General features: G+C 61.2%; 18 protein-coding genes and 4 pseudogenes. 15 read left to right on the forward strand and 7 right to left on the reverse strand.

Annotated elements, in window-relative coordinates; genetic code table 11:
* The first annotated feature begins 6 nt into the window (after window positions 1–6).
* The 9 genes and pseudogenes from GTU79_RS10070 (at window position 7) to tauC (ending at window position 8,001) form a co-directional block, all read left to right on the forward strand.
* Window positions 7–570, forward strand: a complete 564-nt coding sequence (locus GTU79_RS10070; RefSeq protein WP_203522026.1) for an MSMEG_0567/Sll0786 family nitrogen starvation N-acetyltransferase — start codon at window positions 7–9, stop codon at window positions 568–570.
* The gene (locus tag GTU79_RS10075) at window positions 570–1,529 is read left to right on the forward strand and encodes a sll0787 family AIR synthase-like protein (RefSeq protein ID WP_203522025.1); all 960 of its coding nucleotides are present in this window, start codon (window positions 570–572) and stop codon (window positions 1,527–1,529) included. Before GTU79_RS10070 ends, GTU79_RS10075 begins: the two co-directional genes overlap by 1 nt.
* Window positions 1,530–1,550: 21 nt before the next feature.
* Window positions 1,551–1,850 carry an MSMEG_0570 family nitrogen starvation response protein gene (locus GTU79_RS10080; protein ID WP_203522024.1) on the forward strand — a complete coding sequence of 100 codons (300 nt, stop codon included), beginning with the start codon at window positions 1,551–1,553 and terminating at the stop codon, window positions 1,848–1,850.
* A gap of 15 nt (window positions 1,851–1,865) precedes the next feature.
* Window positions 1,866–2,576, forward strand: a complete 711-nt coding sequence (locus GTU79_RS30190) for an NAD(P)-binding domain-containing protein (protein WP_253073524.1) — start codon at window positions 1,866–1,868, stop codon at window positions 2,574–2,576.
* Window positions 2,512–3,135 carry a hypothetical protein gene (locus GTU79_RS30195; RefSeq protein ID WP_253073525.1) on the forward strand — a complete coding sequence of 208 codons (624 nt, stop codon included), beginning with the start codon at window positions 2,512–2,514 and terminating at the stop codon, window positions 3,133–3,135. The genes GTU79_RS30190 and GTU79_RS30195 overlap by 65 nt, the downstream gene beginning before the upstream one ends.
* A 169-nt stretch (window positions 3,136–3,304) precedes the next feature.
* Window positions 3,305–4,958: pseudogene (locus tag GTU79_RS10090) on the forward strand (AMP-binding protein); the annotation flags it as partial.
* Window positions 4,959–5,191: 233 nt separating this feature from the next.
* Complete coding sequence (gene tauA / locus GTU79_RS10095) at window positions 5,192–6,172, forward strand: taurine ABC transporter substrate-binding protein (RefSeq protein ID WP_203522021.1); 981 nt, start codon at window positions 5,192–5,194, stop codon at window positions 6,170–6,172.
* A gap of 52 nt (window positions 6,173–6,224) precedes the next feature.
* Window positions 6,225–6,995 (forward strand): annotated as a pseudogene (gene tauB, locus GTU79_RS10100) (taurine ABC transporter ATP-binding subunit); the annotation flags it as partial.
* 160 nt (window positions 6,996–7,155) lie between these two features.
* Entirely contained in the window at window positions 7,156–8,001 is an 846-nt protein-coding gene (gene tauC / locus GTU79_RS10105; protein ID WP_203522019.1) for a taurine ABC transporter permease TauC, read from the forward strand.
* Window positions 8,002–8,519: 518 nt separating this feature from the next.
* Here tauC and aptA read toward each other — a convergent pair.
* From aptA to GTU79_RS10140, 7 genes and pseudogenes are all read right to left on the reverse strand, one after another.
* On the reverse strand, window positions 8,520–9,860 hold the full coding sequence (gene aptA, locus GTU79_RS10110) for an omega-aminotransferase AptA (RefSeq protein ID WP_253073526.1): 1,341 nt from the start codon (window positions 9,858–9,860) through the stop codon (window positions 8,520–8,522).
* 58 nt (window positions 9,861–9,918) lie between these two features.
* Window positions 9,919–11,061, reverse strand: a complete 1,143-nt coding sequence (gene ssuD, locus GTU79_RS10115; RefSeq protein WP_203522018.1) for an FMNH2-dependent alkanesulfonate monooxygenase — start codon at window positions 11,059–11,061, stop codon at window positions 9,919–9,921.
* Window positions 11,062–11,215: 154 nt separating this feature from the next.
* On the reverse strand, window positions 11,216–12,262 hold the full coding sequence (locus tag GTU79_RS10120; RefSeq protein ID WP_214513883.1) for a glycyl-radical enzyme activating protein: 1,047 nt from the start codon (window positions 12,260–12,262) through the stop codon (window positions 11,216–11,218).
* A complete protein-coding gene (gene hpsG / locus GTU79_RS10125; protein WP_214513884.1) occupies window positions 12,249–14,723 on the reverse strand; it encodes a (2S)-3-sulfopropanediol dehydratase in 2,475 nt (824 codons plus the stop codon). Before hpsG ends, GTU79_RS10120 begins: the two co-directional genes overlap by 14 nt.
* Before the next feature lie 106 nt (window positions 14,724–14,829).
* Window positions 14,830–15,618: an aliphatic sulfonates ABC transporter ATP-binding protein gene (ssuB, locus tag GTU79_RS10130; protein ID WP_203522015.1), complete on the reverse strand. Its 789-nt coding sequence runs from the start codon at window positions 15,616–15,618 to the stop codon at window positions 14,830–14,832.
* Window positions 15,615–16,406 (reverse strand): aliphatic sulfonate ABC transporter permease SsuC, encoded by a 792-nt coding sequence (gene ssuC, locus GTU79_RS10135; protein WP_203522014.1) that lies wholly within the window; start codon window positions 16,404–16,406, stop codon window positions 15,615–15,617. Before ssuC ends, ssuB begins: the two co-directional genes overlap by 4 nt.
* Before the next feature lie 38 nt (window positions 16,407–16,444).
* A pseudogene (locus GTU79_RS10140) lies at window positions 16,445–17,382 on the reverse strand (sulfonate ABC transporter substrate-binding protein).
* A 389-nt stretch (window positions 17,383–17,771) separates the two neighbouring features.
* Between GTU79_RS10140 and GTU79_RS10145 the strand changes: the two are divergent.
* The 6 genes and pseudogenes from GTU79_RS10145 to GTU79_RS10170 all read left to right on the forward strand — a co-directional run bounded on the left by GTU79_RS10145 (window position 17,772) and on the right by GTU79_RS10170 (window position 25,056).
* Window positions 17,772–18,743 carry an aliphatic sulfonate ABC transporter substrate-binding protein gene (locus tag GTU79_RS10145; RefSeq protein ID WP_253073527.1) on the forward strand — a complete coding sequence of 324 codons (972 nt, stop codon included), beginning with the start codon at window positions 17,772–17,774 and terminating at the stop codon, window positions 18,741–18,743.
* Window positions 18,740–20,194, forward strand: a complete 1,455-nt coding sequence (gene sauS / locus GTU79_RS10150; RefSeq protein WP_203522012.1) for an acylating sulfoacetaldehyde dehydrogenase — start codon at window positions 18,740–18,742, stop codon at window positions 20,192–20,194. Before GTU79_RS10145 ends, sauS begins: the two co-directional genes overlap by 4 nt.
* Entirely contained in the window at window positions 20,191–21,963 is a 1,773-nt protein-coding gene (locus GTU79_RS10155; protein ID WP_253073528.1) for an AMP-binding protein, read from the forward strand. Before sauS ends, GTU79_RS10155 begins: the two co-directional genes overlap by 4 nt.
* Before the next feature lie 59 nt (window positions 21,964–22,022).
* Window positions 22,023–23,313: pseudogene (locus tag GTU79_RS10160) on the forward strand (rhodanese-like domain-containing protein).
* A gap of 821 nt (window positions 23,314–24,134) precedes the next feature.
* On the forward strand, window positions 24,135–24,392 hold the full coding sequence (locus GTU79_RS10165) for a hypothetical protein (protein WP_214513885.1): 258 nt from the start codon (window positions 24,135–24,137) through the stop codon (window positions 24,390–24,392).
* Window positions 24,379–25,056, forward strand: a complete 678-nt coding sequence (locus GTU79_RS10170; protein WP_214513886.1) for a GGDEF domain-containing protein — start codon at window positions 24,379–24,381, stop codon at window positions 25,054–25,056. The genes GTU79_RS10165 and GTU79_RS10170 overlap by 14 nt, the downstream gene beginning before the upstream one ends.
* The last annotated feature ends 9 nt before the right edge of the window (window positions 25,057–25,065 follow it).

Genomic DNA, 25,065 nt, shown 5'->3' on the forward strand with positions numbered 1-25,065 from the left:
GACAGCATGTTCTATCCCGAATACCGCATCAAATGGGTGACCTTGCCCTGGGAACGCGAACAGGCCTATCTACTGCGCCAGCGGGTGTTTTGCCAGGAGCAGGGGCTGTTCGAAGAGCATGACCGGGATGCTATCGACGAACGCGCCCGGCTGCTGGTGGCTATCGGCAGCACGGCGGGCTGGCCGGAGCAAATCGTCGGCACGGTGCGCATCCACCGGGAAGAGGGGGATATCTGGTACGGTTCGCGGTTGGCGGTAGACCGGCACTTTCGCCGCCAGGGCCAACTGGGGCCGACCCTTATCCGCCTGGCGGTGTCCAGCGCCTGTGCCCTGGGCTGCAAGGCGTTTTACGCCCGGGTGCAGCAGCAAAACGTGCCGCTGTTCCGGCGCATGCACTGGTCATCCCTGTCCACCGAACGGCTGCGGGGTATCGATCATGAGGTTATGCAGGCGGATCTGGCGTTTTATCCGCCCTGTTTCGACCCCCACAGCGGCATGGTGCTGAGCGGGCGTCCGCTGCGGCCGGCGCGGGAGCTGGCGCCGCTGCTGATGAGCCTGGAGGGCGGCTGATGGATGATTTGCACCTGATGCTGGCGGAGGTGCGCCGGTACGGCGGCATCGACCAAAAGCGGGACATCCGGGAGATTGCCGGAGAGCTGCGCGGGGCCTGGCCTCTCGCCGGCTGCGACAACGGCGATGACTGCGCCGCCATTCCGCAGGAAGGAGGCTATAGCCTGCTGGCCATGGAGGGGTTTATCAACCGGTTTGTGGCGGACGATCCCTGGTTCGCCGGCTGGTGCGGACTGATGGTTAATCTGAGCGATATCGCCGCCATGGGCGGCACGGCGGTAGCGGTGGTAAATGCCCTGTGGAGCGCCGGTCCGGAACAGGCGCGCCGGTTAATGCAGGGCATGGCCGCCGCGTCACGCGCCTATCGGGTGCCCATCGTCGGCGGCCATACCAATTTACGCAGCGAGTCGCCGCAGCTGGCGGTGGCGGTGCTGGGAAAAGCGAAACGGGTGCTGCGGGCCTCCGGGGCCAAGCCGGGACATACCTTAATCGCCGCCATAGATTTACGCGGCGCCCGACGCGGGCCCTGGCTGAACTGGGACGCCGCGACCCGCGCCGACCCGGCGGCGCTGCGCGACGCCATGGCGCTGCTGCCGATGCTGGCGGAGCAGGGGCTGGTCCAGGCGGCCAAGGATATCAGCCAGGCCGGCCTGCTCGGCACCCTGGTCATGCTGCTGGAGAGCGCCCGGGCCGGCGCGGACATTGATTTAACGGCCATACCGCGTCCGGCGGAGATCCGCTGGCAAGAGTGGCTGTGCATGTTTCCCAGCTACGGGTACCTGTTGACGGTCCATCCCCATCAGGCAGACGAGGTGCTGGCGCATTTTCACCGGATCGGTATCGGCGCGGCGGCCATCGGCGGCATTACCGCCGACCCGAGGCTTTGGGTAGGCCACGGTTCACACCGCCACTGTTTCTGGGATCTCGATACGACGCCGCTTACCGGCATCAACCCCTGACTTTTTATTCTGGAGGCGCTTATGCCCGCAATGCATTTTACCGTCCGCTGGCCGGACAGCTCCGTGGACGTGTGCTATTCACCATCCACCGTGATTGAACAGCATCTGGAGGTGGGCAAAGAGTATAGCGTGGAGGAGTTTACCGGACTGGCGCGCCGGGCGCTGCAGGAAGCCAGCGACCGGGTAGCGCTGAAGTTCGGCTATGCCTGTTCAAGCGCGCAGGATCAGTCCGGCGCCATCGCACTCAAGGCCGAGGGTTTTTTGCCCGATGCCCGCCCGGTGCGCGTCGAGAAAATCGAAGCGCTGCCCGTCAATCACTAATTCAGGAACGGCACCATGGAACAAACACACTATCCGGTGATTATCATCGGCGGCGGGCAGGCGGGACTGTCTATGAGCTACTGCCTGACTCAGCGGGGCATCGGGCATGTGATATTTGAGCGCCACCAGCTTGGCTGGGCCTGGCGAGCGCAGCGCTGGGACAGTTTTTGCCTGGTGACGCCAAACTGGCAATGCAAATTGCCCGGTTTCCCCTATGACGGCGATGACCCGGACGGTTTTATGGTCAATGACCAGATCATCCATTACCTGGAGCGCTACGCCGAGCGTTTCGGGCCGCCGCTGCTCACCGGCATCAACGTGGAACGGGTCAGCCGCCACGGCGGCGGGGGCTTTGTTCTGCGTACCAGCCGGGGAATTTTCACTGCCGATAACGTGGTCGCAGCGGTGGGCAATTATCACCGGCGGCGTTTCCCCGCCCTGGCGGCCCGTTTGCCGGGGGCGATCCACCAGCTGCATTCGGCGGATTACCGTTGCCCCGCCGCCTTGCCCGAGGGCGAGGTACTGGTGGTGGGATCGGCCCAGTCCGGGGCGCAAATCGCCGAAGATCTCCATCTCGCCGGACGCCGGGTGCATCTGTGCGTCGGTAGCGCGCCGCGGGTGAAACCGTTTTTACCGCGGCGGCGTCGTGGGGGCGGGGCTCGTGGACGGGGGTCTTCACCGGCTGGGGGGGGACCACCACCCCCGGGGAGAAGGTGCCCGCCGTAAAACCAACCATTACGTCACCGGCCGCGACGGCGGTAGGGATATCGATTTGCGGCTGTTCGCCGGGCAGGGCATGCAGTTGTACGGGCGGTTGCTGGACAACGATGAGGCGCGGAGGGTGCTGGTCACCGCCGACGATCTGGCGGCCAATCTCGGTAATGCCGACGATACCGCCCGGCGCATCAGGGAGAGTATCGATGAGTGGATTGCCGCGCAGGGCATCGACGCCCCCCGGGAACCCCCTTATCAGCCGATGTGGTTCCCGCCGCCGGGCCAGGGCGCTATCCCTTTGGACAATCTCGCGGCCATTATATGGGCGGTGGGTTTCCATACCGATTTCAGCTGGATTGACCTGCCGGCGTTTGATGACAAGGGATACCCCCGCCACCGGCGCGGCGTGTCAGCGGAAGAGGGACTCCATTTTCTCGGTCTGCCCTGGTTGTGGACCTGGGGCTCGGGACGGTTCGAGGGGGTGGGGGAAGATGCGGAATACCTGGCGGAACACATCGCCGCCCGCCTGACGGCGCCGGCGCCGCAGGAGGCCCGTTATGCCGTTCGCTAACCGGACTGACTGTTTCCCGCTGGATTGGTCGGCAGACTTCCCAGCGGATTCGCCAGTGTCTTCCCCGTTGGATTTATCGCTGGATCCACCGGCCTCTTCCCCGGTGGATGAGGCTTTCTGGCGGCGTGAGGCGCAGCGCATCCACTGGCAGCGGCCGTTTCGCCAGGTGATGGCTTTAGAGCAGGGCGGACCGCACTGCCGATGGTTTGAGGGCGGCGCCACCAACCTGTGTTATAACGCCGTGGACCGGCATCTGCCCTTGCGCGGCGGTCAAGCGGCACTCATTTGCTGTGACCGGCAGGGCGCGGAACGGCGATTCAGCTATGCCGAACTGCACCGGGAAGTGGTGGCCATGGCCTGGATCCTGCAACGGCAGGGGGTGCTGGCGGGAGATCGCGTGCTGCTCTGCCTGCCGGTAATGCCGCCGGCCCTGTTCGCCATGCTGGCCTGCGCCCGGCTGGGGGCTATCCATGTGGTGGTCTCGGCGCAGCTGAGCGCGGCGGCGCTGGCGGAACGCATTGACCTAAGCCAACCCCGTTTGCTGATCCTGGAGGATAAAATCACCCGCGTATTGCTGCAGGAGGGACTTGCGCCGCCCGCCGTTTGCCGGATCATTGTCGGCGACGGCGGATTGGAAGCCATGCGCTATGCTGACGGCGCCGGCGATAGGGAGGCGGGTGAACTCCCCGGCGACGGTGAACTCAGTTACCGGCGGCTGCGGGCGGCTTATAACAATGAGCCGATACCTTGTCGCTGGCTGCCCGCCGAGGCGCCGTCACAGCTGCTGTTCACCTCCGGCACCACCGGCACGCCCAAAGGCGTCGTGCGGGATACCGGCGGTTACGCCGTGGCGCTGTGCGCTTCGCTACCGCATATTTTCCATACCGGCGAGAATGAGGTTTTTCACCACCGCCGATATCGGCTGGGTGACCGGACACAGCTATCTGGTGTGGGCGCCCCTGCTGGCCGGTTTCACCACCCTGGTGGTCACCGGCGGCGGCACGAATACCCCGGGGCGGCGCTGGTGGCAGCTGATTGCCCGCCACGGCGTCACACGCCTGCTTACCGTACCCGGCGCCATGCGTCTGGCCCGCATGCAATGTGAAACCCTTGATCCGCCGCTGCCCTCCCTGCGCGCCGTCTACCTGGCTGGCGAGCCGCTGGACGCCAAAACCCGTCAATGGCTGGAGCAGGGCGCCGGAGTACCGGTGTATGATCACTATTGGCAAACCGAAAGCGGCTGGCCGATCCTGGCCGGGCAGGGCGGCGCCCTGCGTCCGGTGATGGATCGCCGGGTAAGCATTGTGGATGAGCAAACCGGCCGCCCGGCGGCAACGGGCATGCTGGTGCTGCATGACCATCTGGGGCCGGGGGGCATGCAAACCCTGTGGGGCCATGACGATGAGTTCGTGGCGCGCTATTGGCATCATGACGGCGAGGGCTGGCGCTATCTGACGCAGGATCGCGCCCGCCGTGATGAACACGGCGGCATAACCATTCAGGGACGCATGGACGACACCATGAATATCGGCGGCAAGCGGCTGTCCACGGCGGAAGTAGAGCATGCGGCGCTGACGGTGCCCGGCGTCGCCGAAGCGGCGGCGGTGGGCATAGCGCATCCGCTGTTGGGCCAGATGGTGCAGCTGTTCATCGTCACGACGCCGGAGGTGCCGGCAGCGCGGCATGCCGACATGCGCCGGTGCCTGGCGGCGGTTATCGTGGCCCGCTGCGGTCGCCATGGCCGGCCCCGTAGCGTGATTTTCCTGGACAGCCTGCCCAAAACCTTCTCCGGAAAAATCATCCGGCGCTTCCTGCGGCGCCCGTAACCCTTTCGGTTTTAGTGAATTTTCCGGCAAAGCATAGCGGAAAAAAATCGTTGCCCCGCTTTGAGATAACTCCTTAGAGTAAACAAATACCGGCTGCCCCCTGGATGTTCGGCTCCCCCTTGCCGATACCTATCCGGCGCGGGCCGCCGGTTAATTTAAAGAGCGGCTTTCCGGCGTATTGGTTTCTCTCTGCCGGCAGGCGGGGTGTTGACGAAAAAAAAAGGATATTTATGAACGTTTCGCTATTTTCCCGGCGCTTCTCCGCGGCGGTGATGTTAAGTATACTCGCCTGCACGGCCCATGCCGCAGATGTGACCATCGGCTACCAAACCGTCCCCAATCCGTCCCAGGCCGCGCAGGCCGGCGGCGAATACGAACGGGCCACCCATGCCAAGATCGACTGGCGCAAATTCGACGCCGGCGCTGAAGTCATCACCGCGGTGGCCTCCGGCGATGTCCAAATCGCCTATCTGGGGTCCAGCCCCTTTACCGTCGCCGCCAGCCGCAATCTGCCCATCGAGACCATACTGATTGCGTCCAATCTGGGCACCAGCGAGGCGCTGGTGGTGCGCAATGGATCGGGCATCAACGGCCCGGCGGATCTTATCGGTAAAAAAATCGCCACGCCGTTCTCCTCCACCAGCCATTACAGCCTGCTGGCCGCCCTGAAGCATTGGCATATCGATCCCCATCAGGTGACCATCGTCAATCTTACGCCTCCCGCCATCAGCGCCGCCTGGCAGCGGGGTGATATCGACGCCGCCTATACGTGGGATCCTGCACTGGGCGTCGCCAAAGCCACCGGCAAGGTGCTGATTACCTCCGGCGAGCTGGCCAAACTGGGGGCGCCGACCTTTGATCTCTGGCTGGTGAGAAAGGATTACGCCAAGGCCCATCCGGATGTGGTCAAGGCCTTTGCCAAAGTTACTCTCGACAGCTATCAGACGTTTCACCAGGATCCCAAAGCCTGGCTGGGGGATAAGCAGCACATCGACCAACTGGTGAAGATAACCGGCGCGAAGCCGGAGGACATTCCCGGTTTGCTGGAGGGCAATACCTATCCCCTGGCGGCTGAACAGAAAACCGCCCTGGGCGCGCCCATCGTCAAGGGTATCTCCGATACCGCGCTGTTCCTCAAAGAGCAGGGGCGTATCGATTCGGTGCTGCCGGATTATTCGCCTTTCGTCACGGCGGCTTTTATTCCCCAATAAACCGTTTTCGCGATAAACTGCCGGTAGATAAGGCACTTTCCACAGGACCGCTATGACTCAATTAATCCTGGAACACGTCGCCGCCCATTATCCGGAATCGCCGCAGCCGGTTTTGCAGGATATTTCGTTCAGCCTGGGCCCCCGTGAGCTTTGCGTGGCGGTGGGGCCCTCCGGCAGCGGCAAAACCACCTTGCTTAATCTTATCGCCGGCTTTATCGCCCCCAGCGGCGGTTCCATCACTTTAGACGGCAAGCCGGTCACCGGACCAGGGGCCGAGCGCGGAGTGGTATTCCAGGACGATGTCCTGCTGCCCTGGCAAAATGTTCTGGAGAATGTCGCCTTCGGCCTGAAGCTGGCGGGCGTAGCCCGCCGGCAGCGGGAAGAACGCGCTCGGGAACTGCTGGCCCTGGTGGATTTGGAGGGTTTCGCCCCGCGCAGCATCTGGCAATTGTCCGGCGGACAAAAACAGCGGGTAGGCATTGCCCGCGCCCTGGCCGCCGAGCCCAGGGTCTTGCTGCTGGATGAGCCCTTCGGCGCCCTGGACGCCTTTACCCGCGAACAGATGCAGGAATTGCTGCTCCAGGTTTGGCGGCGCACGGATACACCGGTGTTTTTGATCACCCATGATATCGAAGAGGCCATCTTTTTAGCCACCGAGCTGGTGTTGCTGTCGCCGAATCCGGGGCGCATCATCGAACGCCTGCCGCTGGACTTCAGCCGCCGCTATGCCCAGGGCGAAAGCGCCCGGTCGCTAAAATCCGATCCGCTGTTTATCGAGACCCGCGAACATATCCTGGCGCGGGTGTTCGCCACCCGCGATGCCGATCGTCGCGATAAACAGGCCGCCGGGCCGCTGACGCCCGTCCCTTCCGCCGGCGATGAACGTCAGGCTTATGGCGCCGGCAGATTATCCCTGTCCGCAGCGTAGACCAAAAGCATCCGCGCCGCCCTCATACGAAATTCCTTATCCATGGTGTTAAGCGATGACCGATACCCGCCACGTCCATAATGAAGCATCCGGCAATCCCCTGCCGTCGCCACGGGCCAAGGCCGTAAAAAAAGGCTTGCCTCTCAGCGTGCTGGGAATCATCAGCATCGGCAGCCTTTTGGCGATTTGGTGGCTGGTGACCTGGCTGAAATTCATCGATCCGCTGTTTCTGCCATCCCCCTGGGCGGTCATGGGCAAATTCTGGCAGGTAGCGGTGAACGGCTATCTGGATGCCACCCTGTGGCAACATGCATGGGCCAGCCTGCAGCGAATCGGCATCGCTCTGATCGCCGCTCTGTTCACCGCCATTCCCCTCGGGATCGCCATCGGCCGCTACCGGCTGGTGCAGGGACTCTTCGACCCGCTGATTGAATTCTACCGGCCGATCCCCCCGTTAGCCTATCTGCCGCTGATCGTCATCTGGTGCGGCATCGGCGAGCTGTCGAAAATTTTGCTGATTTACCTGGCGATCTTCGCGCCGGTGGTGATTGCCACCGCCAACGGCGTGCGCAGCGTTGATCCGGCCAAGATCAGGGCGGCCCAATCCCTCGGGGCCACCACCGGACAACTCACCCGCTATGTCATCATCCCCGCCGCCCTGCCGGATATCCTGACCGGTATTCGCATCGGGCTGGGGGTGGGCTGGTCAACGCTGGTGGCGGCGGAGCTGATTGCCGCCACCCGGGGCCTGGGTTTCATGGTGCAGTCGGCGGCGCAGTTCCTGGTGACGGACGTGGTTATCATGGGCATCTTGGTCATTGCCGTGGTGGCCTGCATCATGGAAACCGGCCTGCGCTATATCCAGCGCAAATGGGTACCCTGGCACGGACGCTTCCACTAAACCGGCGCCGACAAGCCCGCGATCGCCGAACGCGCAACGAACGTGTTAAAGGGAGACCGTGCTGACTGGGGCCGAATCGGGCGTGGTTTTCCCGCCCGCCGGAGCACCCCACAGCGCGGTAGGCCCGTGATCGCCGAACGCGCAACGACCGTGTTAAAGGGAGACCGTGCTGATGGGGTCGAATCGGGCGTGGTTTTCCCGCCCGACAGCGCGCCCCACAGCGCGGTAGGCCCGCGATCGCCGAGCGCGCAACGAACGTGTTAAAGGGAGACCGTGCTGACTGGGGCCGAATCGGGCGTGGTTTTCCCGCCCGACAGAGCACCCCACAGCGCGGTAGGCCCGCGATCGCCGAACGCGCAACGAACGTGTTAAAGGGAGACCGTGCTGATGGGGTCGAATCGGGCGTGGTTTTCCCGCCCGACAGAGCGCCCCACAGCGCGGTGGGCCCGCGATCGCCGAGCGCGCAACGAACGTGTTAAAGGGAGACCATGCTGACTGGGGCCGACGCCATCTAAACGCTAGGGCTTAATAGTCGATAAGACCCTGGTCAGAATCTCGAACAGCCGGTCGATGCGTTCGGGACCGGTCACCAGAATCGGCGCGATAATCAGCGCGTCGCCGGTGGATTTCAAATGCAGCCCGGCATCGAACAGCTTTTTTTGCACCTCATAACCCCGCTGGCCCGCATTCGCCGCCGGCGCCAGATCGATACCTCCCAGCAAACCGTAACCGCGGATATCCGTCACCAGCGGCTGCCCCTGCAATGCAAACAACCGTTGCAGAAAATGGCCGCTCAGCGCGCCGGCGGCGGCAAACACGTTTTCCTCCTGATAAATCGCCAGCGTGGCCAACGCCGCAGCGCAGGCCACCGGATGCGCGCTCCAGGTATAACCATGGAAGAACTCGATCTCCCGCTCGCCGCCGGCGTTGATAATGCTGTCATGAATATCCCGGCTCACCGCCACCGCGCCCATAGGCAATGCGCCGTTGGTGATGGCCTTGGCCAGGGTGATGATATCCGGCCGGATATTAAAGGACTGGCTGGCGAAAGCCCGGCCGGTCCGGCCGAAGCCGCAGATCACCTCGTCCATGATCAGCAGAATGTCATGCCGGTCGCAGATCTGGCGCAGCCGCTCCAGATAGCCCACCGGCGGCACCAGCACGCCGGTGGACCCGGCGATGGGTTCCACCACGCAGGCGGCAATATTTTCCGCCCCGTGCAGCGTTATCAGGCGTAAAAGATCGTCCGCCAGGAAGTCGCCGTGCCCGGGCTGACCGCGGCTGTAGCGGTTCTCCGCCAGCCAGGTATGGCGCATATGCACCACCCGCGGCCCGACGCCGTCGAAATTCCGCCGGTTGTTGGGCAGCCCCGACAGGGAGACGCCGCCGAAATTGACGCCATGATAAGCACGCTCCCGCGACACGAAAATATTCCGGCCACCCCGGCCCTTGGCGCGGTGATATGCCAAGGCGATTTTCAGCGCGGTATCCACCGCCTCCGAGCCGGAACCGACAAAAAAAATCCTGTCAAGTCCGGGGGGCAGCAGCGCCGATAAGGCCTTGGCGGCGGCGAAGGCTCCCGGATGGCCGCGATAAAAGCTGGCGGTAAAATCCAGGGTCAGCATTTGCCGGTGAACCGCCTCGGCAAGCTCCTTACGCCCGTGGCCCAAGGCCGAGGCGAATAAACCCGACACCCCGTCCAATATCGCCCGTCCGTCCGGATCGTAATAATAATCCCCTTCCGCCCGGACGAATAACTTGGGATCGTTGCGGAAATCTTTATTTGGCGTAAACGGCAGCCAAAAATTATCGTTGAGAATATCCTGGTAATGGGCCGTCATCATTGTCACCAAAGTCATCTGCAGACTCGCCCCATGTCGGACTGAAAATAGGCCCGACCGGAACTTTGGTCAGCATTTAATGGATTTTATCCGGCGTGAAATCGTTGGCGATCACTTCCCCCTGCGGCCGGATGGCGTCGCTTGCGGCGGCGGGACTGTTCGTCGCCACGTCCAGATGGGGGAAGACCAGTTCCGACACCCGATAGGCTTCCTCCAGATGCGGGTAGCCGGACAGGATAAAGGTATCGATGCCTAAATCCGCATACTCGGCGATGCGCCGGGCGACGGTGGGACCGTCCCCCACCAGGGCGGTGCCGGCGCCGGCCCGCACCAGCCCGACCCCGGCCCACAGATTGGGGCTTATTTCCAAATGGTCCCGGCTACCGTCGTGCAGTGCCGCCATGCGCTGTTGCCCCACCGAATCAAACCGGGCGAACGACGCCCGGGCGCGGGCAATGGTTTCATCGTCCACATGGGCAATCAGCCTCCGGGCATCCTGCCAGGCCTCTTCCGTGGTTTCCCGCACAATCACGTGCAGGCGGATGCCGAAGCGGACTTGCCGTCCCAGCGCGGCGGCCCTTTCCCGTACCTGGGCGATTTTTTCCGCCACCTGCGCCGGCGGTTCGCCCCAGGTCAGATAAAGCTCCACCTGTTCCGCCGCCAGATCCTGCGCCGCATCGGACGAACCGCCGAAATAGAGCGGCGGCCGGGGCTGTTGCACCGGCGGAAACATCAGGCGCGCCCCCTCCACCTGCACATGCTTGCCCTGGAAATTCACCGTCTCGCCTTCCAGCACCCGCCGCCATACGCGGGTAAACTCCGCCGCGGCTTCATAACGTTCGGCGTGATCGAGAAATACCCCTTCCGCCGCCAGTTCGTCGGGATCGCCGCCGGTCACCAGGTTGAACAGCGCCCGGCCTTGGGACAGCCGATCCAGCGTCGCCGCCTGACGGGCCGCCAGGGTAGGTGAGATCACCCCCGGCCGCAGCGCCACCAAGAACTTTAGCCGCTGGGTGACGGGAATCAGCGACGCCGCCACCAGCCAGGAGTCTTCACAGGAGCGGCCGGTGGGGATCAGTACGCCGCCGAAACCCACCCGTTCCGCCGCCTGGGCAATCTGCTGCAGATAAGCGTGATCCACCGTGCGCGCGCCGCGCGGCGTGCCGAGATAGCGTCCGTCGCCATGGGTGGGGAGAAACCAGAATAGATTGAGGCTCATGGACGGCTCCTGCTGAATAAAACTACGTGTAAACGTTATGATGGACAGCCGGAGCCGGTGCTCCAACTGATATATATGGCATTCCAAATGCGTAAAACATCTATACCCGTCATAATTCACGCTGCAGGTGTGTTGGCTTCCTCGCTCATCCCAGTCACTTACTAGAGTAAGCTCCTGGGAGTTCTCGGCTCATCCATGGGCCTTGTCCCTTCGGGGCCGTATCGGCGGCCGAGACGCCGGCGGGTGCGGGTAATGATTTCCTCGACGGTTTCCACCGGCAGTCGGATGTCCCCGGCAGGTATGGCCGTCCCAGCAGCCGGTATTTGTCGCTGCCCAGCCGGTGATAGGGCAGGATTTCATAGCTGACGTGCGCCAGGGGCAGAATAAAATCAATGATGCGGGCGATATCGTCCCAGCTATCGTTAAACGCCGGAATCAGCGGCGTGCGGACATGTATCGGCAAATGGGGGAAATGCCTGCGCAAAGCCAGCAGATTGGCCAGAATCCGGTGGTTGGAACGCCCGGTAAACCGGCGGTGTGCGGTGTCGTTCAGGTTTTTGATATCAAAATAGACGCCGTCGCAATAGCCCGCCAGCGCCTGCAACGCCGGCCAGGGGCCGTAACCGCAGGTTTCCAGCAGGGTATCGATATGCCGTTTTTTGGCTTCCCGCAGCAGGGCCAGGGCAAAATCCGCCTGCATCAGGGGTTCGCCGCCGCTGAGGGTAACCCCGCCCCGGGAGCGCGCATAAAACAAGCTGTCCGCCTCGGCAATATCCATCACCCGCGCCGCCGTTATCCGCTGGCCGAACGCATGCAGGGCATGGCTGGAACAGGCGGGCAGGCATTGCAGGCACTGCCGGCAGGTATCCGTGTCCAGCCGGACAATTCCGTCGGCCCCATACGCCAGGCTGTGGGCAGGGCATTGGCCAATGCACAGGCCGCAGTCCCGGCCGAGGCATTTTTTTTCATCCAGCGTGATTTCCGGCAATAGACCCTGGGATTCCGGATTGCTGCACCAGGTGCAGCGCAGCGGACAGCCTTTCAGAAAAACCAGCGTGCGGATGCCGTCGCCGTCATGCAGCGAATAGCGCTGTATATTGAAAATCCAGCCCGCATCAGCCCCGTCGGTCCGGCTCGCCGGAGCCGGCAAAGCCGTGGCGGGGATCCGCAGCGGCAATGCCTGCGGATCAGAAGATTTCATGTCCGGTCCTGGCAATCAAATCATCCTGCAGGTCCGGGGAGAGGTCAGTGAAATAGGCGCTATAGCCGGCAATCCTGACAATCAAGCCGCGAAAGCGTTCCGGGTCGGCCTTGGCCGCCAGCAGGGTTTCCCGGTTGATGACGTTAAACTGGATATGCCACAGCTTCAGGTCGCACCAGACCTTGATGAAATCGCACAGCTTGCGGGTGCCCGCCTCGCCGGCCAGTACCGAGGGGGTGAACTTGACGTTGAGCAAGCGGGCGGCGCGCTCGCGAAACCGGTAATTCTTGGTGTGGTAATTGGACAGCAAAACCGCGGTGGGGCCTTGGCTGTCGCAGCCCTGTGAGGCCGACGAACCGTCCGATAGCGGACTGTAGGCCCTGCGGCCGTTGGGGGTGGCGTGCACCACCTTGCCGAACGGCACATGTGAGGTAAACGGCACCAGCCGCAGATCCATATGCACGCCCAGAGAGCGGGAGTAGCGCTGGGTGTATTCCAGACAGATTTTATCCAGGGCCTTGCCGATATCATCGGCGTAGGGATCGTTGTTGCCGTATTTGGGCGCGTCCCGCAGCAGGGCGCGGACCACGGGATGGCCGTTGAAATCGTCCGCCAGCGCCGCCAGCAATTGCCCCATGGAAAGACGTTTTTCGTCATAGACCCATTTTTTTATTGCCGCCAGGGAATCAATGACCGTGCCGTAGCCCATAAACTCGAAATAACCCAAATCGATACCGCCGTCGATGTCCGGCTGGTGGATATCCTTACCGGCGTCCATCGCCAGATCGTGCAGGGCGGAACCCAGCGGCCAGGCAAAATGCCGGGCGCGCAAATCAATGATGATTTTTTGCTGGATAAACGCGTGGCGAAGGAAATTCAGATGCTGTTTTACATAGGCCTGCCAGAATGCCTCCCAGTCCGCAAATTCCCCCGGATCGCCGGTTTCGATACCCAGCAATTCCCCGCCGTAACGTTTCATCCGGCCGTTGTACAACGTCATCTCCAGCGCCGCCGGGAAGTTGATATAGGCGCAGGGGCTGGTATAGGTATCGCGGTTCGGCATCCGGGACTCGGCGCAGCCGGACACCGCGAAATCATAGGCCTCGCTGAACGCGGCTCCCTTCGCCAGCAGCAGCGGCACTACCTCTTCATCGTTGATGAGTTTCGGAAATCCGGCGCCGTCTTTAATGGTTTGCGCCACTTCATAGAGAAAACGCGGCGGGGTGCGGCTATGGATGCGGGCCGCCAGGTCCGGATAGTGCAACGGGAATTCCCGCTTCGAACGCAGGAACAGATAGGATAAGGCATTGACCGCATCCAGGCCTTCCGGCGTCTGGCCGCCGATAGTGTCCGCTTCCCAATGGGCGTAGCCTTCGTTAAAGGCGCCGCCGGTGGGGGAGATGTACAAATCCACGAACTGCGCCATGGCGACCCACATGCAGGCCAGCCATTCAAGGGCCTGCTCTTCGGTGAGCAGGCCGCGCTCCAGATCCCGCCGGTAATAGGGGTAAAGATACTGATCCATGCGGCCGTTGGAGATAATGGTGCCGGTTTTCTGCTCCAGGCGGGAAAACATTTGAGTGAACCACTGCGCCTGCAGCGCATCGCGAAAATCCCGCGCCGGATGTTCCGGCACCCAGGCGCAGCGCTCGGCGATGGCCTCCAGCTCCTGGCGCCGAACGGGTTCGGGCTCCCGAGCCGCCAGATCCCGCGCCAGCGCGGCATGGCGTCCGGCCCATAGGATCACCGCCTCGGCGCTGAGGATAATGGCCTGAAGGAACGGTGCCTTTTCAACATTGTCCGACGGATCGAAGGGATCCAGCGCCGCCAACCGGCGCTGTGCATCCTCCTTTATCCCCTTAAATCCCAGCCGCAGCACTTTATCGTAATCATGTACCCACTGAATGGAGGACCGGAACGACGAGGTTTCGTTGACGATAAAACGGGAGGTCAGGGCGTCGGCGGGATCGTAGGTGAGGCGCAGCGTCTCATCGGGCAGGGCGCGGGCCAGGTCTTCATGGTAGGTTTTGCCCTGCCAGTAGGGGGATACCACCCGTTTGATGATATCCACCTCCGCCGGTTCGACGGTAAACGGCGATTCCACCCGCCGGGGCAACTGCTCCAGCGCCCGCTCCAGAAAATCGCCGTCCAATTCAGGATAAAGAATGCCGTAGCGGCCGGGTTTGCCGGCCCGGCCGACTATCAGCTGATCTTCATCGATATACACCTGGATATGCCCGGCGATGTGATACATCGCCTTCGCCCAGCGCAGGATCAGTAATTCCCCTTCCGTTTGCGCCATGGACTCGGTGAAATAGCGCGCCCGTTCCACATCGATAGCCGGTTTGGCATGCTGGATACGGGCCAGCAGGCGATGGGTCCTGTCCGTGGCGACGGGCTTGCTGTCGGGATGCAGCAGCCGCGCTTCCTGCGGCGAAAGTACCAGGGCTTCCTGAGTCACGTTATTGCCTGCCTTCATTGATGATTAAAAAAAGCGTATACCCTATAGATTCCAAGTTGCAGGAGGGCCAATACGCCTGCAGCCTGGGAGATGACGGGTATATTGATTAGTTTGCCCCGGAGCGCAGCGTGCCGTCGCCTTGCGCGCCCTGGACGCCGCTGGAAAAGATGCGTTCCAGGATTTCACTTTCCAATGCCGCCTGCCGGGCCTGCCCGTGGCTGCGGGGACGCGGCAAATCGATGGCGATATCCAGGCCGATATGCCCCTGCTCCAGCAGGATGACCCGATCCGCCAGGGTCACCGCTTCATGCACATCGTGGGTCACCAGCAACAGGGTAAAACCCTGTTCTTGCCACAGGGTCTCAATCAGGCGCTGCATCTCGATACGGGTTAACGCATCAAGCGCCCCCAGGGGTTCATCCAGCAGCAGCAGGCGCGGACGGTGAATCAATGCCCGCGCCAGCGCCACCCGCTGCTTCTGTCCGCCGGACAGGGTGGAAGGCCAGTCGCCGGCCCGCCCGGCCAATCCGACGGTGTCAAGAGCGGCCAGGGCGCGCTCGCGTGCGTCCTTGCCCAGGCCGAGGCCCACGTTATCCACCACCTTTTTCCAGGGTAGTAGCCTGTCGTCCTGGAACATCAGCCGTATATCGTTTTGTCTGGCGCGCAGCGGGGCATTGCCGGACGAGAGAGAGCCGCGGTCCGGCCTGTCAAGACCGGCCAGCAGGCGCAACAGAGTGCTTTTGCCGCAGCCGCTGCGCCCGACGATGGCCACGCACTGTCCGGCGGGGATGGCGAGATCCACATTCCCCAGCACCCGGTGGCCATGGAAAGACTTCTCCAATTGGCGCAATGCCAAGGGGATGCCACGGTTAACCGGGTAGACATTGACGCTCATGCCGTTGCCCTCGTCTTCTGGTAAGCCGGATGCCAGCGCAGCCAGACGTGCTCCAGCGCCCGGGCGGCGCTGTCCGCCGCCTTGCCGAGGATGGCGTATAAAATAATGGCCACCACCACCACGTCGGTTTGCAGAAATTCACGAGCATTCATGGCCAGATAGCCGATGCCCGAATTGGCGGAGATGGTTTCCGCCACAATCAGCGTCAGCCACATGAATCCCAGCGCGAAACGGACTCCCACCAGTATGGAAGGGAGGGCCCCGGGCAAAATAACCTGATAAAACAGCGAAAATCCCGACAGCCCGTAATTTCGGGCCATTTCCACCAGGCCGGCGTCCACGTTGCGCACGCCGTGGTAGGTATTGAGGTAAATGGGGAACAGCGTGCCGAGGGCCACCAGGAAAACCTTTGCCGATTCATCAATGCCGAACCACAAAATCACCAGCGGGATCAGCGCCAGATGCGGTACGTTGCGGATCATCTGCACCGTGCTGTCCAGCAGCAGCGCCCCCCAGCGGGACAGGCCGGTGATAAAGCCCAGCAGCAGTCCGATGGAGCCGCCGATGGCGAATCCCACCGCGGCGCGCCAGCTGCTGATGGCCAGATGCTGCCATAGCTCGCCGCTGTAGATTAACCGCCAGGCCGCGGTGATAACCGCGCTCGGCGCCGGCAGGATCCGGCTGGACAGCCAGCCGGCGCTCACCGCCAACTGCCAGGATGCCATCAACAGCACCGGCAACAGCCAGGGCGCCAGACGTTCGGAAAGCTCGAGGGAAATGCGTTTCATCCCGTGCTCCTGTAAAGTGCGTATCGGACGGTCCGCCGCTACTGTGCCGGCGGCGTCCAGACGGCCTGTGAGACATTCAGGCTTTGCGGAATCAATTTCAACTGGGTGAACGTATCCGCAATACGCTGCTGGCCGGCGGTCACCTCCGGGGTGATAAATGCCGCCTGATAATGCTGCCGCTCCACCGCGATGCGGGTGATGTCCTCCGGCAGCCCCAGCAGGGGCGCCACCTGGCGGGTCACCGCCGCGGGGTCTTCGACGGCCTTTTTATCCACCAGCCGGATTTGCCCGACAAGCTCGGTAATCACCCGGGGATGGGCCGTGGCGAAATCCCGGGTGGCAAGGTAGAACTGATAGTTATTCACGATGCCCTGGCCGTTTCGCAGGGTACGCGCCTGCAGCTGTTGCTCGGCGGCGGCGGCGAACGGATCCCAAATCACCCAGGCATCCACGCTGCCCTGGATAAAGGCCGCGCGCGCATCGGCGGGGGGAGATAGACCGGGGGGATATCGCCGTAGCTCAGGCCGGCTTCCTGCAGCGCCCGCACCAGCAGGTAATGCACGTTCGAGCCTTTATTCAGCGCGACTTTTTTACCTTTCAAATCCCCCACCTTGCGCAGGGCGGACTCTTTCGGCACCAAAATGGCTTCCGCGGTCGGCGAGGCCGGTTCATTGGCGATATATACCAGATTGGCCCCGGCGGCCTGCGCGAATACCGGCGGCGTTTCGCCGGTGAAACCAAAATCGATGGAGCCGACGTTCAATCCTTCCAGCAATTGCGGGCCGCCGGGAAACTCCGTCCATTTCACCTTCACGCCCTGCGAGGCCAGGCTTTTTTCCAGCGTTCCTTCCCCCTTCAGCAATACCAGGGTGGTGCCGGATTTCTGATAGCCGATACGCAGGGTATCGGCGGCGCAGGCACCGGCCGAAACGGCCAATGAAAGCAATAATGCAATACCGCCGCGCAGATTCATCATTTCTTTCCATCTTCAATTACTGAAAAGAAAATCCTAACAGCGCGGGAAATTGTTCGGTAAATGTTATTTTCAGCTTTGAATAGATATTATTTTGCTAAAAGAAAAATCACATTAATAAATGCCGAGCCGCTGTTAATAACCGGTATGAAAATATTCCAATAAAGAAATGTTGTTATATGGATGTTTATCTTAAAGGACTTTTGTGTTGATGAAAGGCCGGATTTGCGGCGGCGGGGAGCGTTTTTCCCCATGGCGAAAGCCTGCCGGCAAGGCCGGCGACCAGACCTGGGATTAAGGGATAAAATAGACTATCTAAAGCTGATTATATACTTTGACAGTGTCGGGCAAGTCTTGGAGCTTACTATTACCTATTCTTGTCGGATACCGTTATGTCTCGCTTTACGTTTACCATGCGCCGTCTTATTTTTATCGCCGTTCCTTTATTGGCTTTATTAATTCAATTTAATGCACGGGCGGAAACCGCTCTGCGTATCGGTTATCAAAAATCCTCCACCTTGCTGACCCTGGTAAAATTGCAGGGCACGCTGGAAAAAGAGCTGGCTCCCCGGGGAATAAAGGTCAGCTGGTATGAGTTTTCCAGTGGACTGCCGCTGCTGGAGGCCCTGAATATCGGTAATGTGGATGTCTCCGCCGATGTGGCGGATACCGTGCCGGTCTTTGCCCAGGCGGCCGGCGCCGATTTGACCTATTTTGCCCGCGAAGAGCCCTCGCCGGATGCCCAGGCAATCCTGGTGCCGCGAAATTCACCGCTGAAAACCCTGGAGGATTTGAAAGGCAAACGCATCGCGGTAACCAAAGCGGCGGGTAGTCATTACTTGCTCATCGTTGCCCTGGCGAAAGCCCACCTGACGTTCCATGATATCACCCCGGCTTACCTGACCCCGGCGGACGGCCTGGCGGCGTTTGAAACCGGCCAGGTGGACGCCTGGGTAACCTGGGAACCCTTTGTCGCCGCCGCCGAGCGCCGGCAGCATGCCCGCGTTCTGGCGCCGGGGCAGGGACTGGCCAGCTATCAGCGCTATTATCTGGCGTCCGCTTCCTTTGCGCGGCAGCATCCCGAAATCCTGGATCTGATTTACCGGCAGTTGGAACAAACCGGCGCCTGGGTCAAGTCCCATCCCGCCGACGCGGCGAAATTGCTGGGACCATTGTGGGGCAATCTGGATGTAGCCACCGTGGAACAGGCCAATGCCCATCGCACCTATCAGGTCAAGCCGGTGACCCTTGAGAGCCTCGGCGAGCAGCAGCGCATCGCCGACGCATTTTTTGCCGCGGGATTATTGCCTAAACATATTAATGCCCAGGCGGTGCCGGTCTGGCAGCCGGCCGCCGCGAAATGAGTCCGGCGACGCCTTCGCCGGCCCCGCTCGCACCGGACGGGGAGGAAACGGCGCCGGCCCGGCTTGTTCACGCCCTGGTGGCGCGGGCGCGGGAGGCGCAGCGGCAGATAGACGGCTACAGCCAGGAGCAAATCGATTTGGTGGTGAGCGCCCTGGGCTGGGCGGTGATCAATCCCGCGAATAATCGGGCCTTGGCGACCCTGGCGGTAGAGGATACCGGCCTGGGCAATGTCGAGGATAAGGTCAGCAAAAATCATCGCAAGACGCTGGGCCTGCTGCGGGATCTGCATGGTAAAAAAACCGTCGGCGTGATAGGCGGGGATCCGCGGCGCGGGATCGTCGACATTGCGCGGCCGGTGGGGGTGGTGGCCGCCGTGACGCCCTCCACCAACCCGGTGGCCACGGTCATCAATAACATCATCAACGCCGTCAAATGCCGCAACGCCGTTATCGTGGCGCCATCGCCGAAAGGGGCGGCCAGCTGCGCCCGGTTGCTGGAGTTGATCTATCCCGAGCTGGATATCCTGCGGGTTCCCCGTGACCTGGTGCAAATGCTGCCTGCCCCTGTCCGCCGCGAGCAAACGCAGTTGTTGATGGGCGCGGCGGATCTGGTTATCGTTACCGGTTCCCAGGCCAATGTCCGGGCCGCGACGCAGAGCGGTACGCCCACCTTCGGCGTCGGCGTCGGCAACGTAGCCGCCATTATCAGCGAATCGGCGGATTTAACCGCGGCCGCCCGCAAGATAGCGGATTCGAAAACCTTTGATAACGCCACCAGCTGTTCCGCGGAAAACAGCGTTATCATCCCGTCCGGCCGCTACCGGCCGATGCTGGACGCTCTGGTGGAGCAGGGCGGCGTGGTATTGACGGCGGAGGAAAAAGCCCGGCTGCAGCGCGTCCTTTGGCCAGACGGCGGCGGCAAGCTGGCGCGGGATCGGGTGGGCCATTCCGCGCAGTTCCTGGCTGAAGCGGCCGGATTATCGCGAGCGGCCTGCCAAAGCGCCCGTTTTTTCATCGTCGAGGAAGAGGGGGTGGGCGAACGCTTTCCCTTTTCCGGTGAAAAGCTCTCGCCGGTTTTAACCGCCTATCGGGCGGATGATTTTCATCAGGCATGCGACCGGGTCAGGGCGCTTTATGCCTGGCAAGGGGCCGGGCACTCCGTCGGCCTGCACGGCACCGATCCGGCGGAGGCGCTGACGGCGGGACTCACCCTGCCGGTGAGCCGCGTTATCGTCAATCAAGCCCACAGTTTTGCCGCCGGCGGCAATTTTGATAACGGATTGCCCTTTACCCTGACCCTGGGCTGCGGCACCTGGGGTAAAAATCATTTCTCCGACAATCTGAATTACCGGCATTTTTATAATAAGGTCCGTATCTCGCGCCCTATAGAGGAAGATATTCCCTCGCTGGATATGCTGTTCGGCGATTATCTGCGCAGGAAGGGATCGTGAAGGGCAGCGGCGAAACAACGCTGAACGGCACCCAGGCGGAGTACGCAGCGCCGGACGACACTGGCGCCCAAGCAAAGGGAGCAACGCGGGACGATACAGGCGCCCAAGCAGAGTACGCAGCGCCGGACGATACAGGCGCCCAAGCAGCGGTAGACGCCGCCGACTCGCTGCCGGCGGTGCTGGCCCGGCATCTGCGCGAGGGCGCCGATCGGGTTTTCCTGATTTGTCCGGAGACCGGGCGCACCCTCACCTTCGCACAGCTGGCCCTGGCCGCCCGGCGCCAAGGCCAGTGGTTACTGGCCGCCGGCCATAGGCCCGGTGATCATATCGCTCTGCTGCTGCCCGGCGGCTTTGACACCGTGGCGCTTTGCCTGTCATGCATGCTGACGGGCTACGTGCCGGTGCCCCTGAGCTTGCTGGCTGCCGACACGGCCCTGGCGTGGATTATCACCCATTGCGGCACTAAAACCGTCATCACCAGCCGGGAGTACGCTCCCCGCCTGCGGGGGGTGCTGGACAGCCTGCCGCCGGCGGGACGTCCCTTGATGGCGATCCGCGAACGGGATTTTCCGACGGGCGGCGCGGATAGTCCTAAGCCGGAGGATTTTCCGTCCCGGACGGGGGATAACCCGTTCATACCTATACCGTCCGCGACGGACGAAGCGGCCATCTACACACCGCACCCCGCCGACGATCCGGCCGCCTGCGGGCAGCCGCTGTCCGCCCGAAGTCCGGCACTGCTGATTTATACCTCGGGCACCACCGGCCTGCCCAAAGGGGTCGTCATGACCCACGGCAATATGCTGGCCGCGGCGGAACGCATCGCTCGCTGGCATCGGCTTACGCCGCAGGATCGCCTGCTGTGCGCGTTGCCCCTTTATCACATCAACGGCCAGGTCATCGGGACGCTGGTTCCCTTTGTCAGCGGCGGCAGTCTGGTGGCGCCGCGGCGTTTTTCCGTCTCCCGCTGGTGGGGCATGGTGGAACGTTATCGCTGCACCTGGCTCAACCTGGTGCCCACCATGATAGCCTTTCTTTTGCACGACGCTTCCGACGGCGATGCCCGCTATCCCTGGGTCAAATTCGCCCGATCCGCCTCCGCGCCGCTGCCGCCCGCCCGGCACCGGCAATTCGAGCAGCGCTTCGGCATAGCGGTCATCGAAGGCATGGGTATGACGGAGTCGGGGTCGCTGGCGTTCTGCAATCCCCATCCCGGCCGGGTCTATGGCAGCGTCGGCTTGCCCTGCGGCATCGAGACCGCCATTGCCGGTCCCGGCGGAGAGCGGCTGGCGGATAATTGCGGTGGCGAAATTATCCTGCGGGGCCCCAACATCATGGCCGGCTATCATCTGGACAGCGCACAAACCGCGGCGGCCATTGACGCCGGCGGCTGGCTGCATACCGGCGATCTGGGCTATCGCGACGAGCGCGGATTCTATTTTATTACCGGGCGGATGAAAGAGATCATCATCAAGGGCGGAGAAAATATCGCTCCGCGGGAAATCGACGAGGCGCTGGCGTATTTCCCTGGTCTGCGTGAAGCGGCTGCTTTTGCGATACCCGATGCCGATTACGGCCAAAATATCGCCGCGGCGCTGGTATTGCAGACCGGCATGGCTTTGGATGAGGCCGCGTTGCGGGCATGGTGCCTGGAGCGGCTGGGGAGTTTCAAAGCGCCGGTGCGTTTTTATCTCGTTACGGCACTGCCCCGGGGCGGTTCGGGTAAAGTGCAGCGATTAGCGCTCTGCGCCAGGTTCGCCGAGGGCTGACGGAGCCCGGTCGCTACTAGTATTGATCTGATTTGGGACTGATTTGGGAGTATAGCCATATGACCGACTCGTTTTTCCCCCGCCGGCAGGCGGACGATATCCGCCTGGCCTTGCTGAACCGGCATGAAGTGGCGCTGGTGGACGTACGCGAGGAAGCGTCTTACGCCGAAGGGCATCCCTTGTTTGCCGCCAATATCCCCTTGTCACGGCTGGAGGATGAGGTCCTGGCGCGGATTCCCCGGCGCACTGTCCCCGTGACCCTGTATGATAACGGCGAGGGGCTGGCGGCTATCGCTGCGCGCCGGCTGCTGGCGCTGGGTTACCGGGATGTGGCTTTGCTGGCGGACGGACTGGCCGGCTGGACGGCGGCGGGCGGCGAACTGTTTATCGACGTCAATTCGCCCAGCAAAGCGTTTGGCGAACTGGTGGCCCACTGCCGCCAGACGCCGTTTTTGGCAGCGGAAGAGCTGAAGCGGCTGCTGGACGCCGCCGGGGATATAGCGGTGCTGGACGTCCGGCGTTTTGATGAATACCAGACCATGAACATCCCCGGCGGCATCAGCGTACCGGGGCGGAGCTGGTATTGCGGGTCCGGGATCTGGTGCCGTCGCCCGCCACCCGCATTATCGTCAACTGCGCCGGACGTACCCGCGGTATTATCGGCGCCCAGTCGCTGATTAACGCCGGTATTCCCAACCCGGTGGCGGCATTGCACAACGGCACCATCGGCTGGATGCTTGCGGGCTGCCGCTGGAGCGCTCGCAGCGGCGCCGCTACCCCGCCGCGAGCGAAACGGCGCGCCGGGCGGCGGCCGTCGCCGCAAGGGAGGTGGCGGATCGGGCCGGCGTGAAACGCCTGGACGCCGGCGAACTGCAGCGCTGGCTGACAGAGCCGGATCGCACCACCTATGTCTTTGACGTCAGACAGCCGGAAGAGTATGCCGCCGGTCATTTCCCGGCGGCTCGTCCGGTCCCCGGCGGACAGCTGGTGCAGGAGACCGATCACTACGCCAGCGTACGCGGGGCGCGTGTTGTCCTGACGGACGGCGAGGGCGGGACGCGTGCCGATATGACCGCCTCCTGGCTGGCGCAAATGGGTTGGCAGGTTTGGGTGCTTGACAAAGAGCACGCCGGTGTTGCCGTGTCCGGCTCCTGGGCCGCGCCGGTGGCGGAACCGTCGCCGGACGACGCGGCATTCCAATCGCAGCGTCCTTTGCCCCGGCGCTATCGCCGTCCCTATGAAGGCACCGGTAATTCCCCCCGGGCCATGCAGGACTATATCACCTGGGAACTGGGACTGGTGGCGCAGCTGGAGCGGGACGGTAGCCATGGATTTTTTGTGCTGAAATAATAAGAATAAAATTTTGCTTATTTCTTTTAGTAGGCGATATTATCTTTCCGGATAAATAAGGATATTCATCTGGAAAGAAAAACTGCTGCCAAATGGTTAAATCATTTAATCCATACTCTATTGGAATGATGTTATTTTAGCTAAAACAGATCGGCGGTCTCGTATTTCTGCTGAATAAAGGAAACCAGCAATGAAAATTCTCTGACCCTCCTCTCGAATTATCGCTATTTCCCTCATCGGCTATAAATATTTTCACAAAAATTGACCCATTTTATTGTCCGATTTATTTGTGATAAATACGCATTTAATGCTATTTAGGGACAAAATGGCTGACAAAACCGGTTAAAAGCCGCCCATTGTCTTTTATGATCGTTTAGAACAATAGTTTAGTTAAAACTGATAGATTTTATCTATCAGTTGGGCTTTATAAGTGAAATAAACGATTAGCTTAATCAATATCTGTAGTGTTTACTTCATAAAATATATATCACTTTTCCTCTACCTCCAGCATGTGCTTAATGAGAATCAACCTTATTAAAATGTTATTCATGGCAGGTGAGTATTAAATAATAACCGATCAAAATCGATAATAGAATATTGCTGAATTGTTATTATTTAATTAAGGTGCGCAGGAATGGGAATTTTGACACTGGGTGTTTCTGTCTATGTTACCGCCTGTATTATTTATGCCACGTTATCTTTAGCCTATTTTTTCTCAGCCAGCATAAAGCTTTTCTTGTGATTCCTCTTGTCAAAAACGCGTTTTTTTCGGTTTGGCGGGGGGCGGCATTTCCCTTTGCTTTTTGCTTGGGAACGCTATCTTGCCCCAGACGGCGCTGGGGGGATTCGCCGCGCTGCCCGTTATTCTCACCACGATTCTCGGCGGCTGGCTCAGCGGGCTCATCGCCTTGATCATTACCTTGGCAAGCCACGGCGTCGCGTTATCCGATAAGTTTGCCATCGGGCTGGTGTTCCTGATCCTTTTGCCGGCAAAATATGGCGTAAAGGCCCATCATCATCGCCTTGGCTATTGCATTTGTTATTCTTGCCTGCCGGTTAGGTTCAATGCTCCTGCTTGATCCCACGCGATTTTACACCAATATCCGCCTGGTCTATCCGCAGATGGTCTATCCGTTAATGGAGTGCCTGTGCTTTTTCATCACCTATTTCGCCCTGGTGGTAAAAAAAGAGTATGTCGAAGCCAGTATTTCCATGAAAGACTTTGCCATGATAGACAGCGTCACCAGCCTTAATAACCGTAAGAGAATCGACCAGGAAATTATCAAGCTGTCGTCTGAAACCCAGTCATTCGGCGTCGGGCTTATCGATCTGGACGATTTTAAACAGGTGAACGATCGCTACGGCCACCTGATTGGCGATCGGTTGCTGTTTGAAACAGCCGAAATTTTCCGCAGTACCACCCGTAGCAGGGATTTTATCGGCCGCTACGGCGGCGAGGAATTCCTCATATTTGTCCGCAATGCGGATCCGTTGACGGTGTATCAGGTTTGCCAGCGAATTCGTGCGGCCGTCGCCAATACGCTGTTTCTGGCCAATTCGCCGCAGCCGTTCAAGCTCACCGTCTCCATCGGGGTCGGTATGTATCACGCCGGCGATGACCTGATGACCTGTATCCATCAGGCCGATATCGCCCTATATCAGGCCAAGCGGCGGGGTAAAAATACCGTGGTGATGGCCAATGGCGCCCATCGTTTTAACACTGTCCAGTTCTGGGAGGATTAACGAAGCCGG

Source organism: Sodalis ligni, assembly GCF_016865525.2.
Lineage (GTDB): Bacteria > Pseudomonadota > Gammaproteobacteria > Enterobacterales > Enterobacteriaceae > Acerihabitans > Acerihabitans ligni.

Coding starts and splice junctions, on each gene's coding strand:
- ssuB (WP_203522015.1), bottom strand. CDS start 15,618: ATGAGCGTCAATGTCTACCCGGTTAACCGTGGCATCCCCTTGGCATTG.
- tauA (WP_203522021.1), top strand. CDS start 5,192: ATGAACGTTTCGCTATTTTCCCGGCGCTTCTCCGCGGCGGTGATGTTA.
- GTU79_RS10145 (WP_253073527.1), top strand. CDS start 17,772: ATGTCTCGCTTTACGTTTACCATGCGCCGTCTTATTTTTATCGCCGTT.
- aptA (WP_253073526.1), bottom strand. CDS start 9,860: ATGACTTTGGTGACAATGATGACGGCCCATTACCAGGATATTCTCAAC.
- GTU79_RS10170 (WP_214513886.1), top strand. CDS start 24,379: ATGCTCCTGCTTGATCCCACGCGATTTTACACCAATATCCGCCTGGTC.
- GTU79_RS10080 (WP_203522024.1), top strand. CDS start 1,551: ATGCCCGCAATGCATTTTACCGTCCGCTGGCCGGACAGCTCCGTGGAC.
- sauS (WP_203522012.1), top strand. CDS start 18,740: ATGAGTCCGGCGACGCCTTCGCCGGCCCCGCTCGCACCGGACGGGGAG.
- GTU79_RS30190 (WP_253073524.1), top strand. CDS start 1,866: ATGGAACAAACACACTATCCGGTGATTATCATCGGCGGCGGGCAGGCG.
- ssuC (WP_203522014.1), bottom strand. CDS start 16,406: ATGAAACGCATTTCCCTCGAGCTTTCCGAACGTCTGGCGCCCTGGCTG.
- tauC (WP_203522019.1), top strand. CDS start 7,156: ATGACCGATACCCGCCACGTCCATAATGAAGCATCCGGCAATCCCCTG.
- GTU79_RS10120 (WP_214513883.1), bottom strand. CDS start 12,262: ATGAAATCTTCTGATCCGCAGGCATTGCCGCTGCGGATCCCCGCCACG.
- GTU79_RS10070 (WP_203522026.1), top strand. CDS start 7: ATGTTCTATCCCGAATACCGCATCAAATGGGTGACCTTGCCCTGGGAA.
- GTU79_RS10075 (WP_203522025.1), top strand. CDS start 570: ATGGATGATTTGCACCTGATGCTGGCGGAGGTGCGCCGGTACGGCGGC.
- ssuD (WP_203522018.1), bottom strand. CDS start 11,061: ATGAGCCTCAATCTATTCTGGTTTCTCCCCACCCATGGCGACGGACGC.